Source organism: Streptomyces sp. HB132, from assembly GCF_016909575.1.
Classification (GTDB): domain Bacteria; phylum Actinomycetota; class Actinomycetes; order Streptomycetales; family Streptomycetaceae; genus Streptomyces.
The window spans coordinates 405819-421622 of the sequence record NZ_JAFBGA010000003.1 but is presented as its reverse complement, the minus strand read 5'-3'; the positions used below and the strand labels follow the sequence as shown (position 1 = coordinate 421622).

At 72.4% G+C, this 15804-nt stretch carries 11 protein-coding genes; 1 reads left to right on the top strand and 10 read right to left on the bottom strand.

Annotated features, from left to right (window positions below; translation table 11 throughout):
- The first annotated feature begins 67 nt into the window (after positions 1-67).
- A complete protein-coding gene (locus JOC24_RS09575) occupies positions 68-1696 on the top strand; it encodes a regulator (protein WP_205019702.1) in 1629 nt (542 codons plus the stop codon).
- 65 nt (positions 1697-1761) lie between these two features.
- Here JOC24_RS09575 and JOC24_RS09570 read toward each other — a convergent pair whose 3' ends face one another.
- From JOC24_RS09570 to JOC24_RS09525, 10 genes are all read right to left on the bottom strand, one after another.
- The gene (locus JOC24_RS09570) at positions 1762-3078 is read right to left on the bottom strand and encodes an NAD(P)/FAD-dependent oxidoreductase (RefSeq protein WP_307792657.1); all 1317 of its coding nucleotides are present in this window, start codon (positions 3076-3078) and stop codon (positions 1762-1764) included.
- A gap of 184 nt (positions 3079-3262) precedes the next feature.
- Positions 3263-4162 (bottom strand): TIGR01777 family oxidoreductase, encoded by a 900-nt coding sequence (locus tag JOC24_RS09565; protein ID WP_205019700.1) that lies wholly within the window; start codon positions 4160-4162, stop codon positions 3263-3265.
- Between the two features lie 101 nt (positions 4163-4263).
- Entirely contained in the window at positions 4264-4785 is a 522-nt protein-coding gene (locus JOC24_RS09560) for a DUF4240 domain-containing protein (RefSeq protein ID WP_205020015.1), read from the bottom strand.
- 83 nt (positions 4786-4868) lie between these two features.
- Positions 4869-5837, bottom strand: coding sequence for a helix-turn-helix transcriptional regulator (locus tag JOC24_RS09555; RefSeq protein ID WP_205019699.1), 969 nt, complete (start codon positions 5835-5837; stop codon positions 4869-4871).
- Between the two features lie 75 nt (positions 5838-5912).
- Complete coding sequence (gene aceE / locus JOC24_RS09550) at positions 5913-8582, bottom strand: pyruvate dehydrogenase (acetyl-transferring), homodimeric type (RefSeq protein WP_205019698.1); 2670 nt, start codon at positions 8580-8582, stop codon at positions 5913-5915.
- Positions 8583-8877: 295 nt separating this feature from the next.
- Positions 8878-9501 (bottom strand): GntR family transcriptional regulator, encoded by a 624-nt coding sequence (locus JOC24_RS09545; protein WP_205019697.1) that lies wholly within the window; start codon positions 9499-9501, stop codon positions 8878-8880.
- A 148-nt stretch (positions 9502-9649) separates the two neighbouring features.
- Entirely contained in the window at positions 9650-11428 is a 1779-nt protein-coding gene (sucB, locus tag JOC24_RS09540; protein ID WP_205019696.1) for a 2-oxoglutarate dehydrogenase, E2 component, dihydrolipoamide succinyltransferase, read from the bottom strand.
- 56 nt (positions 11429-11484) lie between these two features.
- On the bottom strand, positions 11485-12873 hold the full coding sequence (lpdA, locus tag JOC24_RS09535) for a dihydrolipoyl dehydrogenase (RefSeq protein ID WP_205019695.1): 1389 nt from the start codon (positions 12871-12873) through the stop codon (positions 11485-11487).
- Between the two features lie 346 nt (positions 12874-13219).
- Complete coding sequence (locus JOC24_RS09530; protein ID WP_205019694.1) at positions 13220-14773, bottom strand: leucyl aminopeptidase; 1554 nt, start codon at positions 14771-14773, stop codon at positions 13220-13222.
- 173 nt (positions 14774-14946) lie between these two features.
- Positions 14947-15735, bottom strand: coding sequence for an adenosylcobinamide-GDP ribazoletransferase (locus JOC24_RS09525; RefSeq protein ID WP_205019693.1), 789 nt, complete (start codon positions 15733-15735; stop codon positions 14947-14949).
- Between the last annotated feature and the right edge of the window lie 69 nt (positions 15736-15804).

Genomic DNA, 15804 nt, shown 5'->3' with positions numbered 1-15804 from the left:
CTCCCAACCGTGGGGGAGTCCGTAAGGGCTGCCCGCCCGGTGCCGAAGGCAGGAGACCTTACAGCTGATGTCTGACCGACCTCCGCAGCGCACCCCGAACCGGCGGCTCGCTGCCCTCATCGCGGAGGCCGGGTTCTCCCATGCGGGCCTGGCCCGCCGGGTGGACCAGTTGGGCCTCGAACACGGGCTCGACCTGCGATACGACAAGACCTCGGTCACCCGCTGGCTGCGGGGCCAGCAGCCCCGGGGCACCACCCCCGCGCTGATCGCCGAGGTCTTCACCAGACGGCTCGGACGCCGCCTCTCCGCGCAGGACCTGGGCCTGGACGCGTGTGCGCCCGTCTACGCCGGTCTGGAGTTCGCGGCGACACCCGCGGAGGCCGTCGACATCGTCAGCGGACTGTGGCGGAAGGACTCCGGCAGCCATGCGGAGCTGCGCAAGATCGCCTTCACGCCCGCCGGGCTGGTCGTCCCCAGCAGGGACTGGCTGATCGGGCGGGCCGACGAGTGGGTCGGCCGCGCCGAGGCGCCGGACGGCGTGACCGGCACGGCCGGCCTGCCCTCCCCGCGCACGCCCGCCGAGGCCCTGGGCCCCCGATCCCCGCAGGGGCTCCACCACGCCGGAGGGGCGGGCACCCTGCAGGCGCCCGGAGCGTCCGGCACGGCGCACTCCGCGGGCGCCCACGGCGCGCGGGCCGGCGGCACCCGCGGGCCTGGCTCCTCCCGTCCGCCCGCTCCCGCCTCACCTCCCCTCGGCGTCCCCCGCCAGCGGCAGACAGGGCGCGGCACGGGGCAGCGGGTCGGCAGCGGCGACGTCGCCGCCCTCCGCTCGGTGGGCGAGCTCTTCCGCACCCTGGACAACGCCTACGGCGGCGGCCACGCCAGGCAGGCCCTCGTCCGGTATCTGGAGCACGAGGCAGAGCCCATGCTCCGCGGGAGTTACGGCGAGGCGATCGGCCGCAGGCTGTTCTCCGCCGCGGCCGATCTGACCCGGCTGGCGGGGTGGACGTCGTACGACATCGCGGCGCACGGCCTCGCCCAGCGCTACTTCGTACAGGCGCTGCGGCTCGCCCAGGCCGCGGGCGACCGGGCGTACGGCGCCTTCGTCCTGATCACCATGAGCAGGCAGGCGGTCTATCTCGGGCACGGCAGGGAAGCCGTCCAGCTCGCCCGCGTCGCCCAGCAGGGCATCGGTTCCTCCGCACCGCCCGTCGTCCTGGCCCTGCTGCACTCGGTCGAGGCGCGTGGGCACGGCGTCCTCGGCGAGAGCAGGGCCTGCGCCGCCGCCCTCGCGAGGGCGGAACGCGCCCTGGGTATCTCCCGGCCCGGAGACGACGTTCCGCACTGGGCCCGCTACTTCGACGAGGCCCAGCTGGCCGACGAGTTCGGCCACTGCCACCGGGACCTGCAGCAGTACCGCGCCGCCGCCCAGCACGCCGAGCGGTCGCTCCAGCTGCGCGCTCCGGCGTTCGCCCGGAGCCGGCTGTTCTGCCGGGTGGTGCTCGCCTCCGCGCGGCTCGGCCTGGGCGAGCTGGACCAGGCGTGCCTGCTGGGCGCCGAGGCGGCCCAGCAGGCGGCGGAGATGCGATCGGTGCGCGCCACCGAGTACGTACGGGACTTCGAGCGCCGCCTGGAGCCGTACCGGGACGCCGTCGCCGTACGCGGATACCGCGACCGGGTCGCCGCGCTGGGATGACCGGGGCCCTCCCGTCCGCGTCGTTCCGTCCGGGGCGGGACCGGCCCGGCCCGGACGGAACGACCTCACGCGGCGGCGGGAAGATCCGTCCCGTCCGCCTGCCGTGGGGGGCGCACCCCCAGGTCCGTGAGGATCGCCGAGGCGGCGCGCCTGCCGGAGCGCAACGCGCCCTGGACCGTACTGGTGTCGCGGTGGTCGCCGCACACGTACAGCCCGGCGAGCAGCCGCACCGGCCGGTGCGGATCATGTGGGGGCGGCATGGCGGGGACCGCCTCCGGATCGTGATGGGCGGCCAGCAGCTCCCAGTCGCCGGTGGGCGTGCCGTAGAGCCTGGCCAGGTGCGCGCGGACCTCGCCGTCCAGGTCCTGCGGCGGGGTGCCGAGCACCGTGGAGGTGATCAGGGCCCGGCCGTGCGGAGCCCGTGAGGGGTCGACCTCGCTCATCACGGCGGTGTGTGCGACGGGCCCCGAGCGATCGGCGTCCAGCAGCAGACTGCCCCCGGTCGGCGGTGCCTCCCCGGTGGTGTGGTGCAGCACGGTGACCGGGTGGAACGCGGGCACGCGCAGGCCCGGCAGCAGTTCGGCGGCCGCTCCCGCGCCGGTGGCCAGCAGGAGCGACCTGCAGCCGAGCTCGCCGTGCTCCTTGGTGCGTACGGAGGTGATGTCGGCGGCCGTCACATGCACCCCGGTGCGTACGGTCCCGGGTGGCAGGGTGGCCGCCAGCAGCTCGGGCAGCGCCGCGGAGCCGCCCGAGGGAACGCAGAGCCTGCCGCGGGCGTAGTCCCGGAGGGCCAGGTCGGCCGTACGGCTCGACGTGGAGAGCCCGGGGTCGCCGAGCAGCGCCGAGAGCAGCGGGTGCAGGAATCCTCCGACGAGACGGGGCGGGAGGCCGCGCGCACGCAGTCCGTCGAGCGCGGCCCTGTCGGGCCGGGCCAGGATCCGGGACTCCGGAGCGGTGGCCAGACGGGCCAGCCAGGCACCGAGCCTGGCCTGCTCGATCGCCCCGCCGAGGGGCGCGCGGGGAGCGCTCGATCGGGAGCGTGCGGCGCGGAGTGCGCCCCGCGCGTTCCGTACGTCTCCGGCCCGGTACTGCCGGCCCCCGCTGTGCACCAGCACCCCGGGGGCGAAGTCCCGCAGTACCAGCCCGTCCAGCGCCGGGGTGGTACTCAGCTCCGGGTGCGCGGAACTGAGCAACGGACCCAGCTGGTCGAGCCGGAACCCGTCCACGTCATGGGTGGCCATCCGGCCGCCCACATGCGGGGCGGCCTCGAGAACGCTGACGTCCACTCCCGCGCTGATCAGCTGGTGGGCCGCTGTCAGGCCGGCGGTACCGGCCCCGATGATGACCACATCCGCGTGGTCTGCTGTGTGTGCCCTGAGCACGTGCCCCTCCCCGAGTCGGTGCGACTGCTGGGGGGCTATTGCCCCCAACATGCCCCCGGAATGCCCGAGTTCGGGTCGAGGCTAGGCGGATGGCCGAGACAGGCGCAGTCGCGCGCACCCCGGGCACCGGTGCACGGGGTCGCACGGCGGCCCGGCGTGGGGTCCTGGGCAGGCGGGCCGGTGGTCAGCGCAGTGCGGCGCGGATGGCTTCGTCGATGCCGGGGAAGGCGAACGCGAAGCCCGAGTCGAGAAGTTGGCCGGGCAGCACCCGCTGGCTCCCGAGGACGTCCCCGGCGAACTCGCCCAGCGCGATCCTCAGCGCCGGCGCGGGTGCGGTGACCAGGGTCGGACGCCGCAGCACCCGTCCCATGGCGGCCGTCACCTGACCGTTGGTGACGGGGGAGGGGCCCGTCAGATTCACCGGACCGGACAGCGTCTCCGTGTCCAGGATGTGCCGCAGCGCCGCGATGTGGTCGTGCAGCGCGATGAAGCTCCAGTACTGCCGGCCGTCCCCCATCCTCCCGCCGAGCCCCGCCTTGAACAGCGGGAAGAGCCGTCCCCAGGCCCCACCCTGCCGGGACACGACCAGCCCGGTACGCGCGTGGACCGTGCGTACGCCCGCTTCCTCGGCGGGGGCCGTGGCCTCTTCCCACTCCACGCACACGGACGGCAGGAAACCCTCGCCGGGCGGCGCGCTCTCGTCGACGGAGCGGTCACCGGTGTCGCCGTAGAAACCGATGGCGGACCCGGACAGCAGCACCTTCGGCGGGGTGTCCAACGAGGCCACTGCCTCGGCGACCGCCGCGGTGCCCAGCACCCGGCTGTCACGGATCTCCCGCTTGTACGCGTCGGTCCACCGGTGGTCCCCGACCCCGGCGCCCGCGAGGTGAACGACCGCGTCGCAGCCGACCAGCCCCGCCACATCGACGTACTGGCGCTTCGGGTCCCACTCCACCTCGTCACCGGTGGCAGCCGGGCGGCGCACCAGGCGCAGCACCTCGTGCCCGTCGGCACGCAGCGAGCGCACGAGCGCCGCTCCGATGAGTCCGGTCGATCCGGTGACGGCGATTCGGGAGCGCAGCATGACGTCCATCCTGCCCCATGGGCCTTCGATCACGCGGGACGAGGTGCGCAGGCGGGAGTCGGAGGCGTGCCGGGAACCCGGACCGCTTCCCGGCACGGACCTCAGACAGGACCGAAGCGATCCCAGAGTGCCGGATAGCGCTCCGCGAGCGCCGCGTCGTCGTCGAAGCCGAAGGGGGTACCCGCCGGTTCCGCCGCCTGAGGTGGCAGCCCCAGGTCGGGCGTGACCACCCCGGTGAGCTGCTCGTAGGCCTCGTCCGCGGCATAGCCGAGGTCCTCGCCGTCCCCGTCGAGGCCCTCGTCGAAGTCGTCCAGCAGCCCGGCCAGGCTGTCCGGGTCGTGCATCGCGCCCTCGAACACCTCCCGGCCCTGGGCGATCAGCCAGCAGCGGAAGTAGTCGAACGCGTCGTCGCTCGCCCCGCCCAGCAGCACGGCCGCCGCACCCCACAGGTCCCAGCTGTACGCGCGGTTGTACCGGGCCTCGAAGTGCCTGGCGAAGTCCAGCACGGAGTCGGGATCGAGCTGCGTAAGCCGTTCGACAAGCAGATCGGCATGCTCCTCGGGGTCGCCCTCGGCGGCCTCGCGGGTGCTGTCGATGATCTCCCAGAACTCCGTCTCGTCCATCACGGGTCCAGCATCTGCCCCGGCGGCACGCGACGCACGCTCAGACACCGAAATGTAGCCTTCGGCATCACTTCCGGGCCACTTCAGCGATAGAGGTCGCGCAGTCGTTCGGCGGTATCGGCAAAGCGTTCGCGCAGCGCGGCGGGGGCAAGGACCTCCGCCTCGGACCCCAGGGTCAGCAGCTGTTCGTACGCCACCTCCGCGGACTCGACCGGCAGGACGACGGTCCGCCGGCCGTCGGAGTCCGGTGCCGCCGCCGAGGTCAGCGCCTCGTCGGCGGCGGCGCGGTCCACGGCGTGCGGCAGCCGCCGTACCCCCTCCTCCGACAGGCGTACGGTCACCTCGGTGCGCAGGATCGACCGGGCGAACTGCGCGGCCCGTTCCGACCAGAAGCGGGGCAGGTCGAAGTCCTCGTCCCGCTCGAAACGGGTCTCCGACGCGGCAACGGCCGTGAAGCGGTCGATCCGGTACACCCGGAAGTCGTCCCCCGCCCGCGCACAGAGGTACCAGACCCCGGCCTTCAGGACGAGTCCGTACGGGGCCAGCTCACGCTCCACCTCACCGGCCGGGCGGCGGCGGTAGCGGGCCCGGACCAGCCGGTCGTCCCAGACGGCCTCCGCGACCGCGGGCAGCAGTTCGGGGGTGGCCGGATCGTGGAACCAGCCCGGGGCGTCCAGATGGAAGCGCTGGGCGGCGGTGCGCGAGGCGTCCCGGAGCGAGGGGAGCAGGGCGGCCGAGACCTTCAGCCGGGCCGCCGAAGCGGCGTCGTCGAGCCCCATCTCCCTCAGGGCGGAGGGCAGTCCGGAGAGGAAGAGGGCCTCGGCCTCGTGACGGGCCAGCCCGGTGAGCCGCGTCCGGTAGCCGCCCACGAGCCGGTAGCCGCCGGCCCGGCCCCGGTCGGCATACACCGGCACCCCCGCCTCGGAGAGTGCCTGGGCGTCCCGGGTCACGGTGCGCTCCGACACCTCCAGCTCTCCGGCCAGTTGGGCGGCGGTCATCGAGGGCCGGGACTGCAGGAGCAGCACCATCTTGATCAGCCGGGCAGCACGCATGGAACCCATTGTGGGCCGGGCGGAACGGCGACAGCGGGGCGGGTACCGGACCACCGGTACCCGCCCCGCCCGGACTCACATGCCGTACTTCTCCCGGGCCTCCTTGACCTTGGACGCCGGGATCTCGCCACGGCGGGCCAGCTGGGCCAGCGCGGCGACCGTGACGGACTGCGGGTCGACACCGAAGTGCCGACGCGCGCCCTCGCGGGTGTCGGAGAGGCCGAAACCGTCCGTGCCGAGCGAGGACCAGTCCTGCTCCACCCACTGGCTGATCGAGTCCGGGACCGCGCGCATCCAGTCGCTGACCGCGAGGACCGGGCCCGGGGCACCCGACAGCGCCTGGGCCACGTACGGCACGCGCTCCTCGCCGCGGAGCAGCGCCTCGTCGGACTCCAGCGCGTCACGGCGCAGCTCGCCCCACGAGGTGGCGGACCAGACGTCGGCCGTGACGCCCCAGTCGGCGGCGAGCAGTTCCTGGGCCTGAAGGACCCAGTGGATCGCCGTGCCGGAGCCCAGCAGCTGGATCCGGGGCGCGTCCGCCGTGGCGGGCGTGCCCTCCTTGAAGCGGTACAGGCCCTTGACGATGCCGTCCTCGACGCCCTCGGGCATCGCGGGCTGCCGCTTCGGCTCGTTGTAGACCGTCAGGTAGTAGAAGACGTCCTCGGCGTCCGGGCCGTACATCCGGCGCAGACCGTCCTTGACGATCACCGCGATCTCGTACGCGAACGCCGGGTCGTAGTTGAGCGACGCCGGGTTCGTGGACGCGATCAGGTGCGAGTGGCCGTCCGCGTGCTGGAGGCCCTCACCCGTCAGGGTCGTACGGCCGGCCGTGGCGCCGACGATGAAGCCCTTGCCGAGCTGGTCGGCGAGCTGCCACATCTGGTCGCCGGTCCGCTGCCAGCCGAACATCGAGTAGAAGATGTAGAACGGGATCATCGTCTCGCCGTGCGTCGCGTACGACGAGGCGGCGGCGATGAAGTCGGCCATGGCACCGGCCTCGGTGATCCCCTCGTTGAGGATCTGGCCGTCCTTGGCCTCCTTGTAGTACATCAGCTGGTCGCGGTCGACCGGCTCGTACGTCTGGCCGAGCGGCGAGTAGATGCCGGCCGAGGGGAACAGCGACTCCATACCGAAGGTACGGGCCTCGTCCGGGACGATCGGAACCCAGCGCCTGCCGGTCTCCTTGTCCCGCATCAGGTCCTTCACCAGGCGGACGAACGCCATGGTGGTGGCCATCTCCTGCTTGCCGGAACCCTTGTACAGGGCCTTGAACGCGCGCTCCTCGGGCTGCGGAAGAGCCACCGCGTGCACCCGGCGGGCGGGGGCGGGGCCACCGAGGGCGGCACGGCGCTCCTGGAGGTAGCGGACCTCCGGGGAGTCGGCGCCGGGGTGGCCGTAGGGGACCAGCCCGTCCTGGAAGGCGCTGTCCGGGATCGGGAGGCCGAGCAGCTCGCGCATGCCCTTGAACTCGTCGGTCGACAGCTTCTTCATCTGGTGGTTGGCGTTCTTGGACTCGAAGCCCTTGCCGAGCGTGTAGCCCTTGACCGTCTGGGCCAGGATCACGGTCGGCGCACCCTTGTGCTCGACGGCCGCGCGGTAGGCCGCGTACACCTTGCGGGCCTCGTGGCCGCCGCGGGAGCTGTAGAAACACTCGGCGATCTTGGCGTCGCTCAGCAGTTTCGCCAGCTCGGCGAGCGCCGGCTCGGCGCCGAAGAAGTGCTCGCGGATGTAGGCCACGTCGCGGGTCGCGTACGTCTGGAACTGCGCGTCCGGGACTTCGCGCAGGCGCCGGATCAGCGCGCCGGTGGTGTCCAGCTGGAACAGCTCGTCCCAGGCGTTGCCCCAGAGCGTCTTGATGACGTTCCAGCCGGCCCCGCGGAACGCGCCCTCCAGCTCCTGGACCACGCGGAAGTTGGCGCGGACCGGGCCGTCGAGGCGCTGCAGGTTGCAGTTGATGACGAAGGTCAGGTTGTCGAGCTGCTCACGGGCCGCGAGGGCGAGGGCCGCGGTCGACTCGGGCTCGTCCATCTCGCCGTCGCCCAGGAAGGCCCAGACGTGCGAGTTCGACGTGTCCTTGATCTTGCGGTTGGTCAGATAGCGGTTGAAGCGCGCCTGGTAGATCGCAGAGAGCGGGCCGAGGCCCATCGACACCGTGGGGAACTCCCACAGCCAGGGCAGCCGCCGCGGGTGCGGGTAGGACGGCAGGCCGTCGCCGCCCGACTCCTGGCGGAAGTTGTCGAGCTGCTGCTCGCCGAGGCGGCCGTCGAGGAAGGCGCGGGCGTAGATGCCGGGCGAGGCGTGGCCCTGGATGTAGAGCTGGTCGCCGGAGCCGTCACCTTCCTTGCCGCGGAAGAAGTGGTTGAAGCCGGTCTCGTACAGCCATGCCGCCGAGGCGAACGTGGCGATGTGACCGCCGACGCCGTACCGGGCGCCACGGGTGACCATCGCGGCCGCGTTCCAGCGGTTCCACGCGGTGATCTTCGATTCCATCTCCAGGTCGCCGTCGAACGCGGGCTCGGCGGAGGTGGGGATGGTGTTGACGTAATCGCTCTCCAGCAGCTTGGGCAGCGCGATGCCGGCGCCCTCAGCGTGCTGGAGCGAACGCCGCATCAGGTACGCGGCGCGGTGCGGGCCCGCGGCCTTGGTGACGGCGTCCAGGGAGGCCGCCCACTCGGCGGTCTCCTCGGGGTCGCGGTCCGGGAGCTGGTCGAGCTCGCTCGGAAGCTTTGCTACGGGGTCGGTCATGATCGCCGCCTTCCGGAGTGGGAGGGGGTGGAGAAGGCCCTGACTGGCAGGACAGGGCGATCGGGCCGGTGGGCCCGCGACTGAACTGTAAGTCGCCGATCGATGATCGATCAAAGGGTGAAGGGCAAAACTTCTTGATATGAAGAAAAGTGGCATGCGGTGCCGCGAAACAGGGCACGGAGTGACGGGATCAAGGGGGTGAAACGGGCACTGACCTGCACGGCGGAGCGGACCGCGCCGCAGATGGGCGTGGCCGTACGGACAGGAGTCCCGGGCCGGACGGGGCGGACACGCCTCAGGCGCGCGGCGCGCACCCGAGGACGTGTTCCTTCACCAGCACGGCGATCCGCGGGTCCCGACGCAGGAACGCCTCGATGAGTGCCTCGTGCTCCTCCGCGTACGACTTCTGCACCGTGCCCAGCCAGCGGATCGACAGGGCCGTGAACACCTCGATGCCCAGCCCCTCCCAGGTGTGCAGCAGCACGGCGTTCCCGGCGGCGCGCACCAGCTCCCGGTGGAAGGCGACCGTGTGCCGTACCTGCGCCTCGCCGTCGGCCAGCCGGTCCGCCTCGTACAGCGCCGCCACGTGCGGCGTCAGCGCGGAGCAGTCCTCGGCGAGCGCGGGGGCCGCCAGCTCCGCCGCCATCTGCTCCAGCCCGGCCCGCACGGGGTAGCTCTCCTCCAGATCGGCGGCGGTCAGGTTCCGGACCCGCACGCCCTTGTTGGGCGCCGACTCGATCAGCCGCAGGGTCTCCAGCTCGCGCAGCGCCTCGCGCACGGGTGTCTGGCTGACCTCCAGCTCGGTCGCGATGCGACGCTCCACGATCCGCTCACCCGGCTTCCAGCGCCCGCTGACTATCCCGTCCACGATGTGCTCGCGGATCTGCTCGCGCAGCGAGTGGACGACGGGCGGGGTCATGACGGGCTCCTTCGGGCGAACCGGTACTGCTCTCCACCAACACGGCGTCCGAGGGCGACCGGTGGTGTCTAGACAATACGGCGGCGCCCCCGCCCGGAGGTGTTCCGGACGGGGGCGCCACTGGTGAGGCTGGTTACAGCTGCACGGCTCAGAGGCCGAGCTCGACCTCGAACTCGCCGGCCTCGAGGATCGCCTTGACCGTGGTCAGGTAGCGGGCGGCGTCCGCGCCGTCCACCAGACGGTGGTCGTAGGAGAGCGAGAGGTACGTCATGTCGCGGACGCCGATGACGGTGCCCTCGGCGGTCTCGATGACCGCCGGACGCTTGACGGTGGCGCCGATGCCCAGGATGGCCGCCTGGTTCGGCGGCACGATGACCGTGTCGAACAGCGCACCGCGCGAACCGGTGTTGCTGACGGTGAAGGTCGCGCCGGACATGTCGTCCGGGGTGAGGCCGCCACCGCGGGCCTTGCCGGCCAGCTCGGCGGTCTTCTTCGCGATACCCGCGATGTTCAGGTCACCCGCACCCTTGATGACCGGAGTCATCAGACCCTTCTCGGCGTCCACGGCGATGCCGATGTTCTCCGAGTCGAAGTACGTGATGGTGCCCTCGTCCTCGTTGATCCGGGCGTTGACGACCGGGTGGGCCTTCAGCGCCTGGGCCGCCGCCTTCACGAAGAACGGCATCGGGGACAGCTTGACGCCCTCACGGGCGGCGAAGGACTCCTTCGCCTGGTTGCGCAGCTTCATCAGCTTCGTGATGTCGACCTCGAGGACCGTGGTCAGCTGGGCCTGCGAGTGCAGGGCCTTCATCATGTTGTCGCCGATGACCTTGCGCATGCGGGTCATCTTGACCGTCTGACCGCGCAGCGGGGACGCCTCGAGCTTCGGCGCGGCCTTGGCCGCGGGAGCGGCGGCGGCCGGAGCCGGCGCGGCTGCGGCGGCCTTGGCGGCCTCCGCGGCGGCCACCACGTCCTGCTTGCGGATACGGCCACCGACGCCGGTGCCCTTGACCGCGCCCAGGTCGACGCCGTTCTCGGCGGCGAGCTTGCGGACCAGCGGCGTGACGTACGCGCCGTCGTCGGCGGCGGGCGCCGACGGAGCGGCCGGAGCCGGAGCCTGCGCGGCCGGAGCGGGAGCCGGTGCGGCGGGCGCGGCAGGTGCCGGTGCCGGAGCGGCCGGTGCCGGAGCGGCGGGAGCCGGTGCGGCGGGAGCTGCCGGAGCCTGCGCGGCCGGTTCCGGTGCGGCGGGTGCAGCCGGAGCCGGAGCGGCGGCGGGGGCCGGGGCGGCCTCCGCCGGAGCGGCGGCCGGTGCGGCACCCGGAGCACCGATGACGGCGAGCTTGGCGCCGACCTCGGCGGTCTCGTCCTCGCCGACGACGATCTCCAGCAGCACGCCGGCGACCGGGGCGGGGATCTCGGTGTCGACCTTGTCCGTGGAGACCTCGAGCAGGGGCTCGTCCTCCGCGACCTCCTCGCCGACCTCCTTCAGCCAGCGGGTGACGGTGCCCTCGGTGACGCTCTCGCCGAGCGCCGGAAGGGTGACGTCGGTGCCGGAGGCACCACCGGCCGGAGCGGCGGCGGGAGCCTCGGCGGCAGGGGCCTCGGCGGCGGGCGCCGGAGTCTCCTCGGCCGGAGCCGGGGCGGCCTCCGGCTCAGCGGCCGGCGCGGCCTCGGCCGCGGGGGCGCCGGAGCCGTCGTCGATGACGGCCAGCTCGGCACCGACCTCGACGGTCTCGTCCTCGGCGACCTTGATGGACGACAGCACGCCGGAGGCGGGCGCGGGGATCTCGGTGTCGACCTTGTCGGTCGAGACCTCGAGCAGCGGCTCGTCGGCCTCGACGTGCTCGCCCTCGGCCTTCAGCCAGCGGGTGACGGTGCCCTCGGTGACGCTCTCGCCGAGCGCCGGAAGGGTTACGGAAACCGACATGGTTTCAGTTGCTCCTTACGAAAGTGCGGAAGTGGTCGGTCGTCCCCGGGACTGGATCAGTCGTGGGAGTGGAGAGGCTTGCCGGCCAGGGCCAGGTGGGCCTCGCCCATCGCCTCGTTCTGCGTCGGGTGGGCGTGGATGAGCTGCGCGACCTCGGCCGGCAGCGCCTCCCAGTTGTAGATCAGCTGGGCTTCGCCGACCTGCTCGCCCATACGGTCACCGACCATGTGGACGCCGACCACGGCACCGTCCTTGACCTGGACGAGCTTGATCTCGCCCGCGGTCTTCAGGATCTTGCTCTTGCCGTTGCCCGCGAGGTTGTACTTGAGGGTGACGACCTTGTCCGCACCGTAGATCTCCTTGGCCTTGGCCTCGGTGATACCGACGGAGGCGACCTCGGGGTGGCAGTACGTCACCTTCGGCACGCCGTCGTAGTCGACCGGCACGGTCTTGAGACCGGCGAGCCGCTCCGCCACCAGGATGCCCTCGGCGAAGCCGACGTGGGCGAGCTGGAGGGTCGGGACCAGGTCACCGACGGCCGAGACGGTCGGCACGTTGGTCTGCATGTACTCGTCGACGAGGACGTAGCCGCGGTCCATCGCGACACCGGCCTCCTCGTAGCCCAGGCCCTGCGAGACCGGGCCGCGGCCGATCGCGACCAGCAGCACCTCCGCCTCGAAGGTCTTGCCGTCGGCGAGGGAGACCTTCACGCCGTCCTGCGTGTACTCGGCCTTGTCGAAGAAGGTGCCGAGGTTGAACTTGATGCCGCGCTTGCGGAACGCGCGCTCAAGAAGCTTGGAGCTGTTCTCGTCCTCGACAGGGACCAGGTGCTTCAGACCCTCGACGATGGTGACCTCGGTGCCGAAGGACTTCCACGCCGAGGCGAACTCGACGCCGATGACGCCGCCGCCCAGGACGATGGCGGACTTCGGTACGCGGTCCAGCTTCAGCGCGTGGTCCGAAGAGATGACGCGGTTGCCGTCGATCTCCAGGCCGGGCAGCGACTTCGGCACGGAGCCGGTCGCCAGGAGCACGTGGCGGCCCTGGACGCGCTGACCGTTGACATCCACCGAGGTGGGCGACGAGAGCTTGCCCTCACCCTCGATGTAGTGCACCTTGCGCGAGGCGACGAGACCCTGCAGACCCTTGTACAGGCCCGAGATCACGTCGTCCTTGTACTTGTGGACGGCCTCCATGTCGATGCCCTCGAAGGTGGCCTTCACACCGAACTGCTCGGCCTCACGGGCCTGGTCGGCGATCTCGCCGGCGTGCAGCAGCGCCTTCGTGGGGATGCAGCCGTTGTGCAGGCAGGTGCCGCCGACCTTGCCCTTCTCGATCAGGGCGACGTCCAGGCCCAGCTGAGCTCCGCGCAGGGCCGCGGCGTAACCGCCACTACCACCGCCGAGGATCACTAGGTCGAAAACAGTGCTGGCGTCGTTCGCCACGTCACGTCCTCCATGCATGTGCGCCGTACGCCGGGCCCCGTCGCTGGGGTGTGACCGGCCGGTCGGCTGGTGTTCGGCCGCTTGCGATATTCGGCCCTGTGGTGGGGGCCCTGTCCTGCCGAGAACCCATCTTCGCACTTGTTGCGGGCGGACGGGACGCGGGCCCCTGCTCCGAGCCGTACGAAGATCCGGGCCCGACGGTCACCGAAGCGTACACATTTCCGAAGAAAAGCCGGTCAGGGCCATCGGGGTGAACGCCGACGGCCCCGGACGTATGCCCGGGGCCGTGCGCGCCGCGAGCGGACCCCGCGCGTGGGGGCCGCTCGCGGACGCCGTGAGCCGGGACTCAGCCGAGGTCGCCGGCCGCGGTGCGCTCGGCCAGCCGCACCAGGGTGCGGACCGCTGATCCGGTGCCGCCCTTGGGGGTGTAGCCGTACGGCGCGCCCTCGTGGAAGGCCGGGCCCGCGATGTCCAGGTGCGCCCAGGCGATGCCCTCGCCCACGAACTCCTTCAGGAAGAGACCGGCCACCAGGCCGCCGCCCATCCGCTCGCCCATGTTGGCGATGTCGGCGGTCGGGGAGTCCATGCCCTTGCGCAGGTCGGCGGGGAGCGGCATCGGCCAGGAGGCCTCGCCGACCTCCTCGGCGATCTCGTGGATCGACGTACGGAACGCGTCGTCGTTGGACATCACGCCGAAGGTGCGGTTGCCGAGGGCCAGGACCATCGCGCCCGTGAGGGTCGCCACGTCGACGATCGCGTCGGGCTTCTCCTCGGAGGCGCGGGTCAGGGCGTCGGCGAGGACCAGGCGGCCCTCCGCGTCGGTGTTCAGGACCTCGACGGTCTTGCCGCTGTACATGTGCAGCACGTCACCGGGGCGGGTGGCGTTGCCGGACGGCATGTTCTCGGCGAGGGCCAGCCAGCCGGTGACGTTGACCCGGAGGCCGAGGCGGGCGGCCGACACGACGGCGGCGAACACGGCGGCGGCGCCGCTCATGTCGCACTTCATCGTCTCGTTGTGCCCGGGCGACTTGAGCGAGATGCCGCCCGAGTCGTAGGTGATGCCCTTGCCGACCAGGGCGAGCGTCTTCTCCGCCTTGGGGTGGGTGTAGGCCAGCTTGACCAGGCGAGGGCCGTGGGCGGAGCCCTGACCCACGCCGAGCAGGCCGCCGAAGCCGCCCTTGACGAGCGCCTTCTCGTCCAGGACCTGCACCTTGATGCCGTGCTCCTTGCCCGCGGCGGTGGCCACGGCGGCGAAGGACTCGGGGTACAGGTCGTTCGGCGGGGTGTTGATCAGGTCGCGGGCCCGGTTGATCTCCTCGGCGACCGCGACGGCGCGCTCGGCGGCCGCCTTGAACGCCTTGTCCCGCGGCTTGGTGCCGAGCAGGACGGCCTCGCCGAGCGGAACCTTCCTGGCATCGGCCTTGGCACCCTTGGGGGCGAGCTTGTTCTCGCCGCCCTGGTAGGCGGTGAAGGCGTACGCGCCCAGCAGGGCGCCCTCCGCGACGGCCGACGCGTCCTCGACGGACTCCGTCGGCAGGGCGAAACCGGCCTTCTTCGAACCCTTCAGCGCACGCGCGGCGCTGCCCGCGGCCCGGCGCAGGACCTCGGAGTCGTACGCGTCGTCCTTCGCCGGGACCGGCCCGAGTCCGACCACGACGACGACCGGCGCCTTGAGGCCGGACGGCGCGGGGAGCTTGGTCACTTCGCCTTCGGCGCCGGAGGCACCGAGGGTCGCCAGGACGGTGGCGAGCTTTCCGTCGAACGCCTTGTCCACGGCCTCGGCGCCCGGTGCGACGACCAGGTCCCCAGACGTGGACCCGGCTCCCTTGGCGATGCCGACGACGAGCGCGTCGGCGCGCAGCGTCGCCGCACCTGAGGTGCTGAGAGTGAGAGCAGTCACGGTGGTGAATTCTCGCTTCCGTTGAGTTGTGTGCCGGTCTGTGTTGGTCGAGGGGGTGGCCGACCGTGCCCGGCGCATCGTAGACGCCGCCCGCAATGTGCCGGGAACGAGCCTACGCGCGCCCGGGGCTCCGGTTGACGGGGGCGGGGCCGTCGCCCGGGGGAGGGCACACCTCAGCCCAGGGACAGCGACAGCGTCAGCAGGGCGACGGTGCCCGCCGTCTCCTCCAGCGCGCCGAACACATCGCCGGTCACCCCGCCGAAGCGCCGCACGCAGTGACGCAGCATCAGCTGCGCGGCCACGAGGCCGGCCACCACCGCGAGGGCCTGGTGCAGGCCGGCCCCGTACCCGCCCAGCAGCACACCGGCCGCCGCGCAGCACACGACCACCGCGCAGGCCACGGCCGCCGCGCCCCGGGGAGGGACGGTGCCGGCCACCGCCGCGCCGAGGCCCTCCGGCCGGGCGGGCGGGACGTTCCGGCGGGAGGCCAGCGTGAGCGCGAGCCGCGCGGTCACGGCCGCGACGACGGTGCCCAGAGCGCCGTCCGCCCAGCCCCGGCCGTACAGCGCGAAGAGCGCCGAGACCTGGGCCAGCAGCACGAACAGCAGGGTGATCACGCCGAAGGGGCCGATGTCCGACTGCTTCATGATCCGCAACGCGTCCCCGGCCGGCTTGGCGCTGCCCAGTCCGTCGGCGGTGTCCGCGAGCCCGTCCAGGTGCAGCCCGCGGGTCAGTGCGGCGGGAAGCGCGGCGGAGGCGACCGCCGCCACCAGGGGGCCCGACCCGCCCAGCAGGAACACCACTCCGGGGACGGCCGCGAGCAGCCCCACGGTGAGTCCCGCGAGCGGGGCGCACAGCATGCCGGCGCGGGCGGTCCGGCGGTCCCAGCGGGAGACGCGGACGGGGAGCGCGGTCAGGGTGCCGAAGGCGAATCGCAGGCCGTGGCTGTTCAGGGAGGTCACCGCGCGCAGGCTAGCCGCTGCACCGGCACGCTAGATTGGGCGAAAGCGACCCAAAAGCCGCAAAGGCGG

What these genes read in the sequence shown, in the direction of transcription:
- JOC24_RS09575 (WP_205019702.1), top strand. Translation starts at nt 68, where the DNA reads ATGTCTGACCGACCTCCGCAGCGCACCCCGAACCGGCGGCTCGCTGCC.
- JOC24_RS09565 (WP_205019700.1), bottom strand. Translation starts at nt 4,162, where the DNA reads ATGCTGCGCTCCCGAATCGCCGTCACCGGATCGACCGGACTCATCGGA.
- JOC24_RS09560 (WP_205020015.1), bottom strand. Translation starts at nt 4,785, where the DNA reads ATGGACGAGACGGAGTTCTGGGAGATCATCGACAGCACCCGCGAGGCC.
- JOC24_RS09555 (WP_205019699.1), bottom strand. Translation starts at nt 5,837, where the DNA reads ATGCGTGCTGCCCGGCTGATCAAGATGGTGCTGCTCCTGCAGTCCCGG.
- aceE (WP_205019698.1), bottom strand. Translation starts at nt 8,582, where the DNA reads ATGACCGACCCCGTAGCAAAGCTTCCGAGCGAGCTCGACCAGCTCCCG.
- JOC24_RS09545 (WP_205019697.1), bottom strand. Translation starts at nt 9,501, where the DNA reads ATGACCCCGCCCGTCGTCCACTCGCTGCGCGAGCAGATCCGCGAGCAC.
- sucB (WP_205019696.1), bottom strand. Translation starts at nt 11,428, where the DNA reads ATGTCGGTTTCCGTAACCCTTCCGGCGCTCGGCGAGAGCGTCACCGAG.